The following is a 16,406-nucleotide window of genomic DNA, read 5'->3' as shown; positions in this document are numbered from 1 at the left end:
TATGCGCGGCAACATCGCCCAACTGATGCAGCAGGCCCAGAAGATGCAGGAGAACCTGCAGAAGGCCCAGGAAGAAATCGCCAGGATCGAAGTGACCGGCAGTGCCGGCGGTGGCATGGTCAGCGTGACGCTGACCGGTGCCAAGGAGTGCCGCAAGGTGCGCATCGACCCGTCGCTGGCCAGTGACCCGGAGATGCTGGAAGACCTGATCGCCGCGGCGTTCAACGATGCCTCCAACAAGATCGATGCCGAATCGAAGTCGAAGATGGGCTCGGCTACCGCCGGCATGCAGCTTCCGCCGGGCATGAAGCTGCCGTTCTGATCGTCGGCGCGGTGCCCGCGTTGCCGGGTGCCGCGCACACCCATAAAGCCAGAAGCTGCCGTGTCCGCACCCCTGCTTGAACAATTGATCGATGCGCTGCGGGTGCTGCCTGGCGTGGGCCAGAAGACCGCGCAGCGCATGGCCTACCACCTGCTGGAACGCGAACGCGACGGCGGCCAGCGCCTGGCCGAGGTGTTGGCGCTGGCCGTAGAGCGCATCGGCCACTGCGCGCAGTGCCGCGATTTCAGTGAAACCGAACTGTGCCCGACCTGCGCCAACGGCAGCCGCGAGCGCAGCCAGCTGTGCGTGGTGGAATCGCCCGCCGACCGCCTTGCCATCGAGAATGCCACCGGTTTCCGGGGTGTCTACTTCGTGCTGCAGGGGCGTCTGTCGCCGCTCGACGGCATCGGTCCGCGCGACCTGGGCCTGGAGCAGCTGGAGCAGCGCCTTGGCGAAGGCGAAGTGCAGGAGCTGATCATCGCCACCAGCGCCACCGTCGAGGGAGAGGCCACCGCGCATTATCTGGCGCAGCTGGCGCGGGCCCGCCAGGTCCGGCCGAGCCGGTTGGCGCAGGGGCTGCCGCTGGGGGGCGAACTGGAATACGTGGATCGCGGCACGCTGTCGCACGCGTTCGGCACCCGCAGCGAATTCCGCGATTGACGGCCTGGCCCTTTGAAGGGCGGGGGTTGCCTACAATGCAGGCGACATTTCACCGAGGCCGACCATGAGCAACGAAACCCTTTTCAGCAGGATCATCCGTCGCGAGATTCCGGCCACCATCGTCTATGAAGACGAAGACGTGCTGGGCTTCAAGGACATCGCGCCGCAGGCGCCGGTGCACGTGCTGTTCATTCCGAAGAATGAAATCATTCCGACCCTGGACGACCTGCAGCCTTCGCAGGCGCACCTGATCGGCAAGCTGGCCCTGGCGGCGGCCGACTATGCGCGCCGCGAGGGCTTTGCCGAGCAGGGCTACCGCATCGTGATGAACTGCCGTGAGGATGCGGGGCAGACCGTGTTCCACATCCACATGCATCTGCTGGCCGGCGCGCCGCTGGGCCATTTCGGCGCGCCCGGGAAGTAAGCGCCGCCCGGCGCGATGCCGTGCAAGCAGAAGGCCGCCCGGTGGGCGGCCTTCTGCGTCATGCGTACCGGAGGGGGGTTACCACCAGCCCCAGCGGCCGTAGCCCCAGTACGGGCCATACGGGCCCGGGCCCCAGGGGCCATAGGGGTAGGGCACGACGTCGACCTGTCGCTGCTCCGGCCACAGGTAGATCACATCGGCCGACAGCTTCGGCAGGCGATAGTCGTACTCGCCGATGCGGGTGTTCTGGTAGCCATCGATCTTGCCGATGAAGGTCACGTCACGGCCGGGCTCAAACACCGCCGGATCGTAGAAGCCGGAGCGGCAGGCGATGAAGCGGCCGTCGCTGGCATCGGACGAGGTGGTGTTCGGGCGGCCGGAGGCGTTGAGCGGGCGCGAGATCATCTGGAAGCAGGTCTCGCCCTGGCCGGGCTTGGTTTCGATGATGCGGCCGCCCCAGCGCACGGGCGTGCCGACCTGCTGGGTGGCGACTGAATCGCGCGGGGAGACCATGCTGAACTGTCCCTGCAGCGGCTTTGGGGCCGTGGCGCAGGCCGACAGGGCCAGCGTGGCCACAGCGGTGAGAAGGAACTTGGTGTTCATGGGGAGGCTCCGGAAGTCGGGCGATGCCTGCGCAGGTCCCGCAATAATGAAGCGAGGTCGGTGCAAGTTCCAGCGTAGCGCGCGTCGGCGAAACGCTGGCTGAGTGCCAGCAGGGCCGGATCGGGCCGGCACGCATGGACGCGACGGGCCCAGAGCAGTGCCGGCTCGTGCGGTTCGCGGGCCAGGCCGAGCCGGGCGTAGCGCCGGCCCAGGCGGTGCCAGGCGCGCAGCAGCGGGTCGCGTTCGCGCTCGCCCCGGGCCAGCAGCCATGCCATCCACAGCACGGCTGCCAACGCGGCCATCACGAAGCCTGACAGCAACTGTCCCGGCTTGATGTCGTCCAGGCCCAGAGGCTTGAACAGCTGCTGCTGGCGGCGCGCATCGAAGGACAGCACCAGGTCGTTCCAGCCACGGCGCAGCCAGTCGCCCATCTGACCCAGCTGCAGCCAGCGCTGCTGCAGCGGATTGCCGGCGTCTGCCAGCAGGCGATCGTCGAGGGTATCCAGGATGCGTTCTGGGGCGACGGCCGCCGTTGGATCGACCCGCACCCAGCCCCGTTGCGGCAGCCAGACCTCGGCCCAGGCGTGGGCATCCATCCGCCGCACAACCCAGTAGTCGCCCACCCGGTTGCGCGTGCCGCCGGCGAAGCCGGTCACCACGCGGGCCGGAATGCCTGCGTTGCGCATCAGCACCACGAAGGCCGAGCTGAAGTGCTCGCAGAAGCCTGCCTTGTAGCCGAACAGGAATTCATCGATGGGGTCGCGGCCGGCCACGGGCGTGTCCAGCGTGTAGGAGAAATCGGTGGTGATCCACTGCAGTGCGCGACGTACCACGGCCTCATCGTTGCTGCCCGCCTCCTGCCGCCACTGCCGGGCGAGGGTGGCGGTGCGTGGATTGAAGCCGGCCGGCAACTGCAGCGCTGCGCGTCGCAGGTAGGGGGGGAGCGCGCTGTCGAAGTGCTGCGGCGGCGCCGAGTGCAGGCGCCACCGGCTCAGCGCCGACAGCGTGCGGTCGCTGAGCAGGCTCATGTCCGCATCCAGCGTGCTGCCTTCCGGCGCACGGGTGGGCAGATCCAGTGCCACCAGCTGGCGGCGGTCGGTCGGTTCGTAGTCGATCTGGTAGTCCCAGCCGCGCGCACCGGCATCGACGATCGCGGGTGGGCGCTGCGTGCGGGCAGGGTCACGGGTCCAGCGTCGGCCATCGAAGTCGGTCAACACCGGTCCTCGCCAGTAGCGCTGGTCCGGCTCGGGTACGGCGCCGAAGAACTGCACCCGCAGCGCAGGTGTGTCGTCGGCCATCAGGTCCAGCCACTGCCCCGGCTCCATGCTGTCGGACAGGCCCGGCGTGCTGACCGCGCGTTCGGGTACGCCCCACAGCGGCGTGGACAGACGCGGAAACAGCCAGAACGACGCCAGCGCCAGTGGCAGGCCCAGCGCCAGCAGCCGGCCGACGCCCTTCAGCTGGCCGCGCAACGGCAAGGCGTCGGCGTGGCCCTCGCCCTGTGCCAGGCGCTGCAGGGCCAGCAGTGCACAAAGGCCGGCCAGCGCCGCCAGCAGCGTGGTCAGCGGGCCCTGGTCCAGCAGGAAGGCGGCGAATGGCGAGAACAGCGCAAAGCCCAGCAGGCTGCGTGCATCGCGCAGGCTGCGCAGCTCGCTGGACTTGATTGCAAGCATCGCGGCGAGCAGTGCGCAGCCGGTATCGCGTCCGGGGCGGACCAGGCCCATCTGCCAGACGATGGCGGCCAGCATGCCCAGCACGAGCAGCAGGCGCACCGGCATCGGCAACACGCGTCGCCACGACAGCGCGGCCGTCAGCAGCGCAGCCAGCGCGATCACCGTGGCCAGCATCGGCGGCAACTGCAGCAGCAACGGCAGCAGCGCAAGCGCAGCGCTGGCCAGGGTCCAGGTGCGGGCGTTGCGGTCGAGCGTGGGCGCGGCGTCAGTCATGCGGCATCAGCGCCAACGCGCGCAGGCAGAGATGGTGATGGCTGGCGCCCTGTCCCGGCCCCAGTGGCGGATGCGAGGGCAGCAGCAGGGTGTAGCGGCGACCTCCGCGTTCGGCCATGTCGATCCAGCGCGCCAGGCGTGCGATGCGCGCTTCGGTCGGCAGTGGCGCCAGCGTGTGCCAGTCCAGCACGACCTCGATGCCGACCGGCTTCTCGTACTCACGGACCAGCAGGCTGTCGCGGCGCGCGGAGTGCTTCCAGGCAATGCTGCGTGGCGCGTCTCCGGCGCGGTAGGGGCGCAGCTGGTGCAGCTCTTCGCCGCTGGCGTGGGCGCGGGTGTGCAATGGATCGTTGCCGCGCTCCGGCAGCGCGGGGGCCAACGCTTCGGCCAGGGGATACACCAGCAATGGCTGTTCCGGCCACACCCACGACCACGCACGGACCAGGCCCAACGGTTGCGTGGTGGACAGGCGGATGCGCGACAGCTCCCGCCAGCCGCGACGTTCGCTGGGGACGTCCAGCTCCACTTCGCCGCGCCCCTGTGCCGGCAGCGAGGTCCAGGCCTGGCTGTCGCCCAGTTGCAGGTGCAGCCCCTGTCGTGGCCGCGGATCACGCAGCGACAGGTCCACGCGCAGCCGCAGCGGCTGGCCCGCAGGCACCGGCTCGGCGGAGATCGCATCGATCTGCACGCCCGACAACTGCAGGTGCGCGGCAATGGCGCTGGCGATTGCCGCTGCCGCCAGCAGCAACGCCAGCAGCAACGCGGGGTTGTTGTTGTAGTTCAGCGCACCCAGCAGCATCGCCGACAGCAGCGTGGCGACGAACAGGCCGAAGCGTGTAGGCAGCACGTAGATGCGGTGGCGGTTCAACCGCTGCGGCAGTGCTTCCGGCGCACGCGGGCGTGCCAGCAGCTGCAGCCGCGCCCAGCGCGAGGCCACGCTCAGTCCACCGTGACGGTCTGCAGGATCGCGCGTGCCAGCGCAGGCCCGGAGCTGGACTCGGCTTCGGCCACCAGTCGATGCCCCGCCACCGCCACGAACAGCGTCTGCACGTCTTCGGGAATGACATGGCTGCGGCCGAGCAGCAGCGCATGCGCCCGGGCTGCACGCAGCAGCGCCAGTCCGGCACGAGGCGACAGCCCTACGCGCACGCCTGCATGCTGGCGGCTGCGTGTCAGCAGGGCCTGCACGTAGTCGACCAGCGCGTCGCTGGCGTGGATCTGGCCTACGGCCTCACGCAATGCCCGCACCTGCACTTCGTCCAGTTTCGGCATCGCACGTGCGATCAGGTCGCGGCGATCGGTGCCGCGCAGCAGCTCGCGCTCGGCCTGCGGGCTGGGATAGCCCATCGCCAGCCGCAGCAGGAAACGGTCCAGCTGCGAGTCGGGCAAGGGGAACGTGCCCGACAGGTCCACCGGATTCTGGGTGGCGATCACGAAGAAGGGGTCCGGCAGCGCATGCGTCTGTCCATCCAGTGTCACCTGCTGTTCGGCCATGGCCTCCAGCAGCGCGCTCTGCGTGCGTGGTGGCGCGCGGTTGATTTCATCGGCCAGTAGCACATGGGTGAACACCGGGCCGGGATGGAACTGGAACTGGCGACTGCCTGCCTCATACACCGATACGCCAAGCACATCGGCCGGCAACAGGTCCGAGGTGAACTGCACGCGCTGGAAGCCCAGGCCCAGACTGCTGGCCAGCGCGTGGGCCAGCGTGGTCTTGCCGAGGCCGGGCAGGTCCTCGATCAGCAGATGTCCACCGGACAGCAGAGCGACGAAGGCGAGCCGCACTTCCGGAACCTTGCCCAGCACCAGCGCGTTGACCTGATCCTGGGCCTCCCGCAGGGACTGGCGCAGTTGATCGGTTAGCATGCTGGGACTGGGGGACGAAGCTGGCATGATCGTCTCTGATCTGGAATCTCCTCGATTATCCATAGAGCAATGCAGGGCGAACAGCGCGCACGGACGATTTTTCTCTGGTTATGGACGCTGGTCACAGCGGCCAAGCTGGTGGTGGCCGCGCGCCTGCCACTGTTCGTCGATGAAGCGTTCTACTGGCAGGAAGGCCAGCACCTGGCGGCGGCCTATTCCGATCTGCCGGGCCTGACCGCGTGGATGGCGCGGCTGGGCGTGGAGATCGGTGGTCATCACGTGCTGGCCCTGCGCCTGCCGTTCCTGGCGATAGGTGCGTTGCTGCCCTGGCTGGTTTCGCGCATCGCCACGCGCTGGTTCGGTGCCGTGGCCGGTTGGCAGGCAGGCAGCCTTACTCTGCTGATGCCACTGTCGGCCACGCTGGGGCTGCTGGCGGTGCCGGACGTACCCATGGCGCTGGCGGCCGTGCTGTGCCTGCACGCGGGTGCGCGCCTGCTGCACAACGTGGACGCATCATCGGCGATGAAGCTGGCATTGGGCCTGCTGATCGGTGCGCTCAGCCACTATCGCTTCATCGGTGTGATCGGCGTCGGCTTCATCGCGTTGCTGGCGTTGCCGCAGGGCCGGCGCATGCTGGCCGATCCGCGGGTCTGGGTCGCGCTGGCCATCGGTGTACTGGCCTGGTTGCCGTTGCTGGCGTGGAATGCGGACAACCACGATGCCGGGCTGAAGTTCCAGGTGGTCGAGCGCCATCCCTGGGCGTTCGAGTGGGGTGGGCTGTGGTTCCTGGTGATCCAGCCGATGCTGGTCACCCCCATCCTGTGCATCGCGATGTGGAAGGTGGCGCTGGCCGGCACGCGCAGCGGTGGTGGTGCGCGCGTGCAGTGGCGCTACTTCGGGCTGGTGGGCGGCGTATCGACGCTGGGCATCTTCCTGCTGGGGTTCTTCACCGATGTCGAGCGCATCAGTTTCCACTGGCCGCTGCCGGGCTACCTGGCGCTGCTGGTCGCGGTACCGGTGGTGCTCAATGGATGGCCGCGCTGGCTGCGCAGGACAGGGTGGTGGCTGGCAGGGCTGGGCATGGTGCTGGCGTTCGGCTACTACCTGATGGCATCCACGCCGGCACTGCGCGAGCAGATGGCCGGCAGCAAGTACTACCCGCGCAATTTCGCCGGCTGGGAGCCGTTGGCCACGGCGGTCCGCGAGGAACTGCAGCAGATGCCCGAAGGCACGCGTGTCCTGGCCGGCAACTTCAAGGTGGGGGCCGAGCTGGGCTTCCAGCTGGGCGATGGCGATATCGAAGTGTTGCCGCACCCGCTCAACGACAAGCATGGCCGCACGGCGCAGCTGGCGCAGTGGAACCTGGTGCATGCCGGTGAGCGCACCGCGCCCATGCTGCTGGTGCTGTCACCCAGCGACCAGCGGTACCGCGAGCTGCTGGACCGCTATCACGCGGTCTGCGAACAGGTGGGGCCGCTGCCGGCACCACGGATTGTCAGCAGTGACCACGGCTTCCAGCGCTTCCTGCTGTTCCGCCTGCCGGCGCAGCGCGCGCCGGGGCCCTGCGTGACGCCGGCGATGGCGTGGCTGGATGCGCCGTCCAATGGCGAGAAGGTGTCCGGCACGCTGGCGATCCGGGGCTGGGCCTTCAAGGATGGCGTCGGCCTGGCGCGCGTGGAGGTGCTGGTCGATGGCCGTTCGATCGGCGATGCACGCTACGGTCGCGAGTTCGACCTGCGCCCGGCCTGGCCGGACAGCACCGATCCGCAGCATCCGGCCGTGGGCTTCGATGCCAGCCTCGATACCTCCGTGCTGGCACCGGGCAAGCACTGGCTGGGCCTGCGCCTGTACGGCCACGACGGCAGCGTGGAAGCATGGCAGGAGCAGCCGTTCGTGGTGGAGAAGCGCTGAAGGCGCTACCCGGGGCTCAGGGCACCCGGAATCCGGCCCTGCGCAGCAGGCCGCACAGGGCGATCAGGGGCAGGCCGACCAGCGCAGTGGGATCGCGGCTGTCGATGGCTTCGAACAGGCTGATGCCCAGTCCTTCGCATTTGAAGCTGCCGGCACAGTCAAGGGGCTGCTCGGCAGCGACATAACGGGCGATTTCCGCGGCATCAAGATGACGGAAGCGCACTTCGGTCAGATCCAGTGCCGCTAACGATTCTCCGCCCCGCGTGAGACTTATGGCGGTGTGGAAGCGCACAGTGCGTCCGGCCATGGCCGCCAACTGCGCACAGGCGGCATCGACCGTGCCTGGCTTGCCCAGCGGCCGGCCTTCCAGATCGGCGACCTGGTCCGAGCCGATCACCCAGGCGCCCGGGTGGCGGGCGGCCACATCGGCCGCCTTGGCCGCGGCCAGGCGTACCGCCAGATCCAGCGGGGCTTCACCGCTCAACGGCGTTTCATCCACCTCCGGGCGCGCGCACTCGAACGGCAGGGCCAGCCGCTGCAGCAGTTCGCGGCGGTAACGGGAGGTGGAGGCCAGGACCAGGGTCATGCAACAATACCGGGGCAGGGTGCGGCAGTCTGGCCCGGCCTGACTGCCAGCGGCAAGCCTCATGTGGCGGGCATTTGACAGCCGCCGCCCGGATCCTTAGTATTCAGCGGCTTATGTCCGCGAACGTGCCCGAAACGCTGGATGCCTGGCGGATGGTTGTAGCGCGAAGGCGCTTCGACGGTCAGGTGTCCCTGGCTGAATTGACCCGCCTGCAGGGGTTGGTCGCAGATACCGACGGCGAGTGCGTGTACTCGCTTGAGTTCGGTCGCGACGACGTCTTGCGGGTATCCTATGTGGAACTGACCATCGACACCGCGCTGCCGCTGACCTGTCAGCGCAGCATGCAGCGATTCCTGTTGCCGGTGAAGGTGACCCAGAGGCTTGGCCTGATCCGCGACGAGGACGAGGAATCGTCCCTGCCGGAGGAATACGAGGCGTTGCTGGTGCCGGAAGATGGCCAGCTGCGTCCGCTGGACCTGGTCGAGGACGAACTGGTGCTGGCGGTGCCGGTGGTACCGCTGTCACCCGACGGTGAAGCAGTCGACAAGGACTGGGCACCGAGCGAAGAAGAAACGAAGAAGGCCAACCCGTTCGCGGCGTTGGCGGCGTTGAAGAAACAATAGCAGCCGGTTGTCGTCGGCGGCTGCGGCGAAAGCGAAAAGTGTGCTGGGCGCTGGCGTCCTGTGCGACGAAACGACGAAGCAAAACGAACCGAGTTTGGAGCAATCCCATGGCTGTCCAGAAATCCCGTGTTACCCCGTCCCGTCGCGGCCAGCGTCGTTCGCATGACGCCCTGAGCGCCAAGCAGCTGTCGACCGACCCGACCACCGGTGAAGTGCATCTGCGTCACCACATCACTGCCGACGGTTTCTACCGTGGCAAGAAGGTCATCCAGACCAAGACCTCGGCCGTCGAAGAAGATTGATGTGCCGGGAAGGCCGCTGCCCGACGGGCAGCGGCCTTTGCCTTCTTTCCCCGGGCGTGCCGGTGATCGGCGGCCCGCGCAACAGGAAACATGATGAGCAAGCGGATCTACTCGAGGATCGCGGGCACCGGCAGCTATTTGCCGGAAAAAGTCCTGACCAACGCCGACCTGGAAAAAATGGTCGAAACCTCGGACGAGTGGATCCAGACGCGCACCGGTATTCGTGAGCGGCACATTGCGGCCGAAGGCGAGACCACCAGCGATCTCGGCTACCAGGCTGCGCTGCGTGCGCTTGAAGCGGCGGGCATCGACGCTTCCCAGCTCGACATGATCGTGGTCGGCACGACCACGCCTGATCTGATTTTCCCGTCCACCGCGTGCCTCATCCAGGCCAAGCTCGGTGTGGCCGGTTGCCCCGCCTTCGACGTCAACGCGGCCTGCTCGGGCTTCGTGTTCGCGCTGAGCGTGGCCGACAAGTTCATCCGTTCCGGCGACTGCAGGCACGTGCTGGTGATCGGCGCGGAAACCCTGACCCGCATCGTCGACTGGAACGACCGCACCACCTGCGTGCTGTTCGGTGATGGTGCTGGCGCCGTCGTGCTCAAGGCCGACGAGGAAACCGGCATCCTCAGCACGCATCTGCACTCTGATGGCAGCAAGAAGGAACTGCTGTGGAATCCGGTCGGCGTTTCGGCCGGTTTCAAGGACGGCGCCAATGGCGGCGGCACCATCAACATGAAGGGCAACGACGTGTTCAAGTACGCCGTCAAGGCGCTGGACTCGGTCGTGGACGAGACCCTGGCTGCCAATGGCCTGGACAAGTCGGACCTGGACTGGCTGATCCCGCACCAGGCCAACCTGCGCATCATCGAAGCCACCGCCAAGCGGCTGGAAATGTCGATGGACCAGGTCGTAGTCACCGTCGATCAGCATGGCAACACCTCGTCCGGCTCGGTGCCGCTGGCGCTGGACGCCGCGGTCCGCTCGGGCCGCGTCGAGCGCGGTCAGCTGTTGCTGCTGGAGGCCTTTGGTGGCGGCTTCACGTGGGGTTCGGCCCTGTTGCGCTATTGATAGTGCAAGTTACGACAACGTGAAGTCTGTCGTTGCGGCCCTCCGGGGCCGTAACGCGTTTAAGGAGGTCCTGTCATGGTTGAGCCCATCGTCATCGACGGGCAGCGCGCCTGGCTGAAGCAGTACGGCAAGGGAAGCCGGGCCATGGCCCTGGGTCTGCTCAACTTCGTCGCCCACCGGTTCCAGCTGGACGCGCTGCGTCCGCCACCGCACCGGGGCGGTGACGCCGCACGCGAGGTCGAGGCCCGCCGCCTGGGTGAACTGCAGGCACAAGGGGTGAACGTGCCCGACGTGATCGGCAGCGGCCATGCCGCGCTGGTGATCGGTGACAACGGCAGCTCGTTCAACACCTGCCTGCGCGAGGCCGATGACGCCGGGCGGGACCGGCTGGTGATGGCCGCAATGCGGGCACTTGCCGAAGCACACAGCCGTGGCGCCTATTTCGGCCAGCCGCTGCCGCGCAACCTCACCTGGGATGGTGAGCGGGTCGGTTTCATCGACTTCGAAGAAGATCCGCTGGAAGTGATGGATCTGGCCGAAGCCCAGGCGCGCGACTGGCTGATGTTCGGCTATGGCGTGGCCAAGTACTACGCCGACCGGCCCGACTGCCTGCAGGCGATGATGGCCGAGGCGATCGGCACCGTGCAGGCGCCGGTACGCGAGCACGTGCACGCCGTGAGCGGCCGCCTGCAGCGCCTGGCCCGGGTCTGCATGAAGCTCGGACGCTCGGCGCGCACGCTGGCCCATTCGATCTTCATCGCGCACGGCGCCACCACCATGGGGGTGCTGATGGTGGTCGGGCTGTGCATGGACTTCTTTGCCGATGGCGAGCTGGACATTCTGCAGTTGTTCTGCTGATTGCATCCGCCGGGCATGGCCCGGCGCTACCGGAGCCGTTCACCGGGCATGGCTTGGCGCTGCCGCAACCGTTCGCCGGCCCGGCATTGCCGGCGCGCTCCATACGCCCTGCATACGCGCACGTACAGACGACACGGCGGATTCACCCTTATCATGGCCCGCTTCGATTGCAACAAGCGGATGACCGCGTGACCGTATCCACCCTCGCTTTTGTCTTCCCCGGCCAGGGCTCGCAGTCTGTGGGCATGGTGGCCGAGCTGGCCGAGCTGCACCCGCAGGTGCGTGAGGCCTTCACCGAGGCATCCGATGGTGCCGGCGTCGACCTGTGGGCGCTGTCCCAGGGTGGCCCGGAGGAAATGCTCAACCGTACCGAATACACGCAGCCGGCCCTGCTGGCGGCGAGCATCGGCGTGTGGCGCGCCTGGAACGCCGTGGGTGGTCCGCGCCCGTCGGTGCTGGCCGGCCACAGCCTGGGCGAGTACACGGCGCTGGTCGCCGCTGGCGCGCTGAGCCTGCATGACGGTGCGCACCTGGTGCGCCTGCGCGGCCAGCTGATGCAGGACGCGGCTCCGGCCGGCGTGGGCGCCATGGCCGCCGTGCTCGGCGCCGAAGACCAGCTGGTGCTGGACGTCTGCGCCGAAGCAGCGGGCAGCCAGGTGGTGGTACCGGCCAACTTCAACTCGCCCGGCCAGATCGTGATCGGTGGCGATGCGGCAGCAGTCGACCGCGCGCTGGCGTTGCTGGCCGAAAAGGGCGTGCGCAAGGCAGTGAAGCTGGCCGTCAGCGTGCCCTCGCATACCCCGTTGATGCGCGAGGCCGCCAACCGTCTGGCCGAAGTGATGGCCGGGCTGTCCTGGCAGGCTCCGCAGCTGCCGGTGGTACAGAACGTCGATGCCCAGGTGCACGACGGCGTGGATGCCATCCGCACCGCGCTGGTCCAGCAGCTGTACCAGCCGGTGCAGTGGACCGGTTGCGTGCAGGCCCTGGCCGCCCGTGGCATCACCCAGGTTGCCGAATGTGGCCCGGGCAAGGTGCTGACCGGCCTGGTCAAGCGCATCGACAAGGCCATCGACGGCCGTTCGCTGGCCACCCCGGGCGACTTTGAAAGCGCCCGCGAGGCATGGTCGGCCTGATCGCCCCTGTTCCTGCCGACTCTGCCAGTGGCCGCTGCACGCGGCGCGGGTGGGGCGGCTGCCCCCGTCTGAGGAAACCATCATGAGCAAGCCCCTGCAGGGTGAAATCGCACTGGTCACCGGCGCCAGCCGTGGCATCGGTGCCGCCATTGCCGATCTGCTGGCCGCCCAGGGCGCCACCGTCATCGGCACCGCCACCACCGAGTCCGGCGCTGCTGCGATCGGCGAGCGCCTGGCGGCCCACGGTGGTCACGGCCGCGCGCTGAACGTCACCGATGCCGCCGCACTGGACAGCGTGCTGGATGGCATCGCCAAGGAATTCGGCCCGATCTCGATCCTGGTCAACAACGCCGGCATCACCCGCGACAATCTGCTGATGCGCATGAAGGACGATGACTGGGCCTCGATCATCGACACCAACCTGACCAGCGTGTTCCGCACCAGCAAGGCGGTCATGCGCGGCATGATGAAGGCACGCAAGGGCCGCATCATCAACATCGCCTCGGTGGTGGGCGTGACCGGCAATGCCGGCCAGGCCAACTACGCGGCCGCCAAGGCCGGCATCATCGGCTTCAGCAAGTCGTTGGCCAAGGAGATCGGCTCGCGTGGCGTCACCGTCAACGTGGTCGCGCCGGGCTTCATCGACACCGACATGACCAAGGCACTGCCGGAAGAAGCGCGCACCGCGCTGATCAACGACATCGCCCTCGAACGCCTGGGTTCACCGGAAGACATCGCCCATGCGGTGGCCTTCCTGGCCAGCCCGGCTGCCGGCTACATCACCGGCGAAACCCTCCATGTGAACGGCGGCATGTACATGCCGTAAGCAAGGGGCGCACGGATTGCGCCGCAAGTGGTTGATCTGCGTGGATTTTTGCTGCAATGCAAGGGCGCGCCGGTTTCCACTACACTATCCCACGGCCATCGCCCTTGATGGCGACCACTTTTGAACCACAACTCCATCTGGAGCGAGATCCCATGAGCACCATCGAAGAACGCGTCAAGAAAATCGTCGTCGAACAGCTTGGCGTCAAGGAAGAAGAAGTCACCACCAGCGCATCGTTCGTCGATGACCTGGGCGCTGACTCGCTGGACACCGTCGAGCTGGTGATGGCGCTGGAAGAAGAATTCGAGTGCGAAATCCCGGACGAAGAAGCCGAGAAGATCAGCACCGTGCAGGCCGCCATCGACTACATCAAGGCCCACGTCAAGGCCTGATGTCAGACGGCAGTGCGCGTGCGGGCATCCGCCCGGCGCGCACCGCACCCCATGGGGCCGCTGTTGCGGCCCCGTGTGTTTGCGCATCACACCGAAGCAAACCGCGTTGCCCGAAAGCATCTTCGGGTCAGGAGAATCAGCAATGAAGCGTCGCGTCGTCGTAACCGGCCTGGGTATCGTCTCGCCGTTGGGCAATGATCTGGCCAGCAGCTGGGAAGGCATCACCCATGGTCGTTCGGGCATCGGTCCGCTGACCAACGTCGCCGATTCCTACCTGGAACGGTTCACCACCAAGATTGCAGGTGAGGTCAAGGGCTTCGACATCACCGCCGACAATGCACTGTTCGGCAAGTACCGGGTCAGCGGCAAGGATGCCAAGAAGATGGACCCGTTCATCCATTACGGCCTCGGTGCCTCGTTCATGGCCCTGCATGATTCGGGCCTGGAGATCACCGACGCCAATGCCGAGCGCATCGGCGCCATCGTCGGCGCCGGCATCGGCGGCCTGCTCGGCATCGAAGAGCAGACCATCGAATTCCACGAGGGCAAGAAGATCTCGCCCTTCTACGTGCCCAAGACCATCATCAACATGCTGCCGGGCCAGCTGAGCATCATCACCGGCCTGAAGGGCCCGTCGTTCTCGGCGGTTTCGGCCTGCGCCACCTCGAACCACTCGATCGGCACCGCCATGCGCATGATCCAGTACGGCGATGCGGACGTGATGGTGGTGGGCGGCGCCGAGCGCGGCTCCTCGCCGACCGCCGTGGGCGGCTTCTGCGCGATGAAGGCCATGTCCACCCGCAACGACGCACCGGAACAGGCCTCGCGCCCCTGGGACAAGGACCGCGACGGCTTCGTGCTGGGCGACGGTGCCGGCATCCTGATCCTGGAAGAGTACGAGCACGCCAAGGCCCGTGGCGCGAAGATCTATTGCGAGCTGGCCGGCTTCGGCGCCAGCTCCGACGCGTACCACATGACCGCGCCGAGCGAGAACGGCGAAGGCGCTGCCCGCTGCATGACCATGGCGTTGAAGGACGCTGGCCTGAATCCGGAACAGGTGGGTTACCTCAACGCACATGGCACCTCCACGCCGCTGGGCGACCTGGGCGAAACCATGGCGATGAAGACGGCCTTCGGCGACCACGCCTACAAGATGATGGTCAGCTCCACCAAGTCGATGACCGGCCACCTGCTCGGCGCTGCCGGCGGTGTGGAGGCGATCTTCTCGGTGATGGCGCTGCAGGACAACGTCATCCCGCCGACCATCAACCTGCAGGAGCCGGGCGAAGGCTGTGACCTGGACTACGTCCCCAATGAAGCGCGCCAGGCCAAGGTCGACGTGGTGATGTCCAATGGCTTCGGCTTCGGCGGCACCAACGGCACGCTGATCTTCAAGCGCGTCTGACCGGGTTGTCGCGTCGGGCCATGCTCGACCGGACGTGCTCCACGCACGAGGAAGCCGCCGCAAGGCGGCTTCCGTGTATCTGAATTCCCCTGCAGGCCACCATGACCCACGCCCCGCTGATCCACCCGCTGCCGCATCCGATCGATCTGCTGGCCCTGCAGCAGCAAGCGCCGGAACGTTTCCCGCTGCTGATGGAGTCCACCGCTTCCGGCACCGCGCAGGGGCGCTGGAGCCTGCTGTTGGCCGCACAGGGCGACACGCTGCGCCTGGATGCCGATGGTTGCGTGCGCGACCAGCAGGATACGGTGCAGCCCGGCAGTTTCCTGCAGGCGCTGGACCGCGCCTGGCAGCAGGCACGGCTGCCGCACGATGGCAGTCACAGCCTGCCGTTCCGCGGCGGCTGGGCCTTGATGCTCGACTACGAAGTGGCCAGCCAGATCGAGCCGGTGCTGCCGGCGCGTGCGCGCGATGATGGCCGGCCGACGGCACTGGCGCTGCGCTGCCCGGCGGCCGTGCTGCACGATCACCAGAACCACGCCAGCTTCGTCATCGCCGAAGCGGGCGAGCAGGCGCTGCTGGACTCGCTGGTGGCGCTGGCCGCGCAGGCGCTGCCGGAGGCGGGGCAGGGCTGGCAGCCGCCGCAGTCGGTCGGCGAAGACGCGCCGCAGCGCTTCACCGACGGCGTGCGCCGGGTGATCGACTACCTGCGCGCCGGCGATGTGTTCCAGGTGAACCTGTCGCGGCGCTGGAGCGCGCAGTTCGCCACGCCGGTCAGCCCGCAGGCCCTGTACGCACAGCTGCGCCGCGCCAACCCCGCACCGTTTGCCGGCCTGTTCAGTGCGTTTGGGCGGCACGTGGTCAGCTCCTCGCCGGAGCGGCTGGTATCGGTGCATGCCGGCCACGCGCAGACCCGGCCGATCGCGGGCACGCGCCCACGTTTCGAGGGTGACGATGATGCCGCGCGCATCCAGGAGCTGGTCGGGCACCCGAAGGAGCGCGCCGAGCACGTGATGCTGATCGACCTTGAGCGCAACGATCTGGGCCGCATCTGCCTGCCCGGCACCGTGGTGGTCGATGAACTGATGACGGTGGAGAGCTACGCCCATGTGCACCACATCGTCAGCAACGTCAGCGGCCATCTGCGCCCGGAGGTCACCCCCGGCGAAGTGATCGCCGCAACGTTCCCCGGCGGCACCATCACCGGCTGCCCGAAGGTGCGCTGCATGCAGATCATCAGCGAGCTGGAGCAGGTGCCGCGCGGTGCCTATACCGGGGCGTTCGGCTGGCTGAACCGCGATGGCGACCTGGACCTGAACATCCTGATCCGTACCGCCGAGGTGGACGGCCACGAGGTCAGTTTCCGCACCGGCGCCGGCATCGTGGTCGATTCGGACCCGGACAAGGAGCTGGACGAGACCCGTGCCAAAGCGCGTGGCCTGCTGCGCGCCCTGGGCCAGCAGGGGTAGGCGATCGACCCC

Annotated in this window: 18 protein-coding genes; 13 read left to right on the top strand and 5 right to left on the bottom strand. The window is 67.6% G+C overall.

The features are described 5' to 3' along the window. Position 1 precedes the first annotated feature (1 nt). From ACVOMM_RS00975 to ACVOMM_RS00965, 3 genes are all read left to right on the top strand, one after another. Positions 2–322: a YbaB/EbfC family nucleoid-associated protein gene (locus ACVOMM_RS00975; RefSeq protein ID WP_010483846.1), complete on the top strand. Its 321-nt coding sequence runs from the start codon at positions 2–4 to the stop codon at positions 320–322. Between the two features lie 60 nt (positions 323–382). Next, complete coding sequence (gene recR, locus ACVOMM_RS00970; protein WP_053519077.1) at positions 383–982, top strand: recombination mediator RecR; 600 nt, start codon at positions 383–385, stop codon at positions 980–982. Between the two features lie 64 nt (positions 983–1,046). Then, positions 1,047–1,406 (top strand): histidine triad nucleotide-binding protein, encoded by a 360-nt coding sequence (locus tag ACVOMM_RS00965; RefSeq protein ID WP_053519079.1) that lies wholly within the window; start codon positions 1,047–1,049, stop codon positions 1,404–1,406. Positions 1,407–1,484: 78 nt separating this feature from the next. On the opposite strand, the gene ACVOMM_RS00960 is transcribed toward ACVOMM_RS00965, so the two are convergent. From ACVOMM_RS00960 to ACVOMM_RS00945, 4 genes are read right to left on the bottom strand one after another with little or no spacing between them, the layout of a single operon-like run. After that, positions 1,485–2,009, bottom strand: coding sequence for a Slp family lipoprotein (locus ACVOMM_RS00960; protein WP_053519081.1), 525 nt, complete (start codon positions 2,007–2,009; stop codon positions 1,485–1,487). Further along, entirely contained in the window at positions 2,006–3,955 is a 1,950-nt protein-coding gene (locus tag ACVOMM_RS00955) for a transglutaminase TgpA family protein (protein ID WP_065175953.1), read from the bottom strand. Before ACVOMM_RS00955 ends, ACVOMM_RS00960 begins: the two co-directional genes overlap by 4 nt. After that, complete coding sequence (locus tag ACVOMM_RS00950) at positions 3,948–4,892, bottom strand: DUF58 domain-containing protein (protein ID WP_053519085.1); 945 nt, start codon at positions 4,890–4,892, stop codon at positions 3,948–3,950. The genes ACVOMM_RS00955 and ACVOMM_RS00950 overlap by 8 nt, the downstream gene beginning before the upstream one ends. 2 nt (positions 4,893–4,894) lie before the next feature. Further along, positions 4,895–5,848, bottom strand: coding sequence for an AAA family ATPase (locus ACVOMM_RS00945; RefSeq protein WP_111187157.1), 954 nt, complete (start codon positions 5,846–5,848; stop codon positions 4,895–4,897). A gap of 42 nt (positions 5,849–5,890) precedes the next feature. Between ACVOMM_RS00945 and ACVOMM_RS00940 the strand changes: the two genes are divergently transcribed. Further along, positions 5,891–7,732 carry a glycosyltransferase family 39 protein gene (locus tag ACVOMM_RS00940; protein WP_053519089.1) on the top strand — a complete coding sequence of 614 codons (1,842 nt, stop codon included), beginning with the start codon at positions 5,891–5,893 and terminating at the stop codon, positions 7,730–7,732. Between the two features lie 16 nt (positions 7,733–7,748). Here ACVOMM_RS00940 and ACVOMM_RS00935 read toward each other — a convergent pair whose 3' ends face one another. Next, a complete protein-coding gene (locus tag ACVOMM_RS00935) occupies positions 7,749–8,318 on the bottom strand; it encodes a Maf family protein (protein ID WP_322522886.1) in 570 nt (189 codons plus the stop codon). 113 nt (positions 8,319–8,431) lie between these two features. Here ACVOMM_RS00935 and ACVOMM_RS00930 point away from each other — a divergent pair, with 113 nt between their 5' ends. The 9 genes from ACVOMM_RS00930 to ACVOMM_RS00890 all read left to right on the top strand — a co-directional run bounded on the left by ACVOMM_RS00930 (position 8,432) and on the right by ACVOMM_RS00890 (position 16,394). Next, positions 8,432–8,941 (top strand): YceD family protein, encoded by a 510-nt coding sequence (locus ACVOMM_RS00930; protein WP_049404889.1) that lies wholly within the window; start codon positions 8,432–8,434, stop codon positions 8,939–8,941. Positions 8,942–9,048: 107 nt separating this feature from the next. Next, a complete protein-coding gene (gene rpmF, locus ACVOMM_RS00925; protein ID WP_005408308.1) occupies positions 9,049–9,243 on the top strand; it encodes a 50S ribosomal protein L32 in 195 nt (64 codons plus the stop codon). A 93-nt stretch (positions 9,244–9,336) separates the two neighbouring features. Beyond that, the gene (locus tag ACVOMM_RS00920) at positions 9,337–10,314 is read left to right on the top strand and encodes a beta-ketoacyl-ACP synthase III (RefSeq protein WP_053519093.1); all 978 of its coding nucleotides are present in this window, start codon (positions 9,337–9,339) and stop codon (positions 10,312–10,314) included. A gap of 75 nt (positions 10,315–10,389) precedes the next feature. Next, complete coding sequence (locus ACVOMM_RS00915; protein WP_053519095.1) at positions 10,390–11,172, top strand: BUD32 family EKC/KEOPS complex subunit; 783 nt, start codon at positions 10,390–10,392, stop codon at positions 11,170–11,172. Between the two features lie 188 nt (positions 11,173–11,360). Continuing rightward, positions 11,361–12,305 carry an ACP S-malonyltransferase gene (gene fabD, locus ACVOMM_RS00910; RefSeq protein WP_053519097.1) on the top strand — a complete coding sequence of 315 codons (945 nt, stop codon included), beginning with the start codon at positions 11,361–11,363 and terminating at the stop codon, positions 12,303–12,305. A gap of 82 nt (positions 12,306–12,387) precedes the next feature. Further along, positions 12,388–13,131, top strand: coding sequence for a 3-oxoacyl-ACP reductase FabG (gene fabG, locus ACVOMM_RS00905; RefSeq protein WP_053519099.1), 744 nt, complete (start codon positions 12,388–12,390; stop codon positions 13,129–13,131). Positions 13,132–13,283: 152 nt separating this feature from the next. Next, positions 13,284–13,523, top strand: coding sequence for an acyl carrier protein (gene acpP / locus ACVOMM_RS00900; protein WP_053519101.1), 240 nt, complete (start codon positions 13,284–13,286; stop codon positions 13,521–13,523). Between the two features lie 142 nt (positions 13,524–13,665). Continuing rightward, the gene (fabF, locus tag ACVOMM_RS00895) at positions 13,666–14,928 is read left to right on the top strand and encodes a beta-ketoacyl-ACP synthase II (protein WP_053519103.1); all 1,263 of its coding nucleotides are present in this window, start codon (positions 13,666–13,668) and stop codon (positions 14,926–14,928) included. Between the two features lie 101 nt (positions 14,929–15,029). Continuing rightward, positions 15,030–16,394, top strand: a complete 1,365-nt coding sequence (locus tag ACVOMM_RS00890) for an aminodeoxychorismate synthase component I (protein WP_053519105.1) — start codon at positions 15,030–15,032, stop codon at positions 16,392–16,394. Positions 16,395–16,406: the final 12 nt, after the last annotated feature.

It is taken from the genome of Stenotrophomonas sp. STEN009 (genome assembly GCF_056760395.1).
The sequence above is the reverse complement of the archived record's forward strand: the minus strand, read 5'-3'. Positions and strand labels throughout refer to the sequence as shown.

Coding starts and splice junctions, on each gene's coding strand:
- ACVOMM_RS00890 (WP_053519105.1), top strand. CDS start 15,030: ATGACCCACGCCCCGCTGATCCACCCGCTGCCGCATCCGATCGATCTG.
- acpP (WP_053519101.1), top strand. CDS start 13,284: ATGAGCACCATCGAAGAACGCGTCAAGAAAATCGTCGTCGAACAGCTT.
- ACVOMM_RS00965 (WP_053519079.1), top strand. CDS start 1,047: ATGAGCAACGAAACCCTTTTCAGCAGGATCATCCGTCGCGAGATTCCG.
- ACVOMM_RS00930 (WP_049404889.1), top strand. CDS start 8,432: ATGTCCGCGAACGTGCCCGAAACGCTGGATGCCTGGCGGATGGTTGTA.
- rpmF (WP_005408308.1), top strand. CDS start 9,049: ATGGCTGTCCAGAAATCCCGTGTTACCCCGTCCCGTCGCGGCCAGCGT.
- ACVOMM_RS00955 (WP_065175953.1), bottom strand. CDS start 3,955: ATGACTGACGCCGCGCCCACGCTCGACCGCAACGCCCGCACCTGGACC.
- ACVOMM_RS00915 (WP_053519095.1), top strand. CDS start 10,390: ATGGTTGAGCCCATCGTCATCGACGGGCAGCGCGCCTGGCTGAAGCAG.
- ACVOMM_RS00945 (WP_111187157.1), bottom strand. CDS start 5,848: ATGCCAGCTTCGTCCCCCAGTCCCAGCATGCTAACCGATCAACTGCGC.
- ACVOMM_RS00940 (WP_053519089.1), top strand. CDS start 5,891: ATGCAGGGCGAACAGCGCGCACGGACGATTTTTCTCTGGTTATGGACG.
- fabG (WP_053519099.1), top strand. CDS start 12,388: ATGAGCAAGCCCCTGCAGGGTGAAATCGCACTGGTCACCGGCGCCAGC.
- ACVOMM_RS00935 (WP_322522886.1), bottom strand. CDS start 8,318: ATGACCCTGGTCCTGGCCTCCACCTCCCGTTACCGCCGCGAACTGCTG.
- ACVOMM_RS00960 (WP_053519081.1), bottom strand. CDS start 2,009: ATGAACACCAAGTTCCTTCTCACCGCTGTGGCCACGCTGGCCCTGTCG.
- ACVOMM_RS00920 (WP_053519093.1), top strand. CDS start 9,337: ATGAGCAAGCGGATCTACTCGAGGATCGCGGGCACCGGCAGCTATTTG.
- ACVOMM_RS00975 (WP_010483846.1), top strand. CDS start 2: ATGCGCGGCAACATCGCCCAACTGATGCAGCAGGCCCAGAAGATGCAG.
- fabF (WP_053519103.1), top strand. CDS start 13,666: ATGAAGCGTCGCGTCGTCGTAACCGGCCTGGGTATCGTCTCGCCGTTG.